The sequence below is a fragment of the Oleiphilus sp. HI0125 genome (assembly GCF_001635355.1).
The window spans coordinates 1-884 of record NZ_LWGF01000106.1 but is presented as its reverse complement, the minus strand read 5'-3'; the positions used below and the strand labels follow the sequence as shown (position 1 = coordinate 884).

The window sequence follows — 884 nt, the reverse complement described above, 5'->3', positions numbered from 1 at the left end:
CACCATTCACGCCATGGCTAAAAGAATTTAATGATGGCTCTTTGAGCTTCGCCAGCCTGACAACGAATGCGCTTAATCATCTCTGTGAGCTAGCTAATAAAACCCCTGAAATTTTTGATCGACACGTACTATTTGTCGATGAAGAACATGCGGATGGCGACCGGTTTTGGATATTCTTACTGGAAGATTCTAGCGGACTTATGCTCGACGGAAACTCGGAATTAACCACCGTAGACTATCTCAACACATCAAAGCTTGAATTAGCGCTTAAGGTTGATATCAGCGCTTGGTTAAGCGATAGCGATGACACTCCCTATCTAAGCCTCATAAAAGGCCGCGGCACCTCTAAACTAGGCGAGGCATTCTCACAAAGTGCTGGATTTGAAAACAGTGTAGATATAGCGAAAGAAACCGAAGCATTAATGGAAATTCTTTCGAACTACACAAAAGACACAGAGAAAGACGAGGCCGCGCAAGTTCGCCAACGTGCTTATGACTTTTGTGTTGAACAGCAGCAAATGGGCGAAGCCGTGCCACTATCTGAACTCTCAGGCTACCTTGATGAAAACAAGCCTAGCAAGTTCGCAGAATTCGCTGAACAGAGCGCTAACATAGCACCTACAGAAGCATTGCGACCTGACACGCGCAAGTTAAAGCACCTAGTTCGCCTGTCAGGCAAAGGTAATGGGTTAAGTCTTTCATTTTCATCAGACCTATTCCAGCAAACGATTTTGTACGACGAAAGCTCAGATACGCTAACCATTACTGCAATTCCGAAATCGCTTAAGAAGCAACTCAGCGAATTCATTAAGGATAAAGAAGACTAACAACTTCAAAACAAGCGCGCGTAATGATGACAGCATCACGTGCGCTTACTCTCCGAT

Annotated in this window: 1 protein-coding gene; it reads left to right on the top strand. The window is 44.7% G+C overall.

Annotated elements, in window-relative coordinates; all coding sequences use genetic code 11:
* On the top strand, positions 1 to 827 hold an 827-nt coding region (locus A3762_RS01670), incomplete at its 5' end, for a nucleoid-associated protein (RefSeq protein ID WP_068753788.1).
* Positions 828 to 884 lie beyond the last annotated feature (57 nt).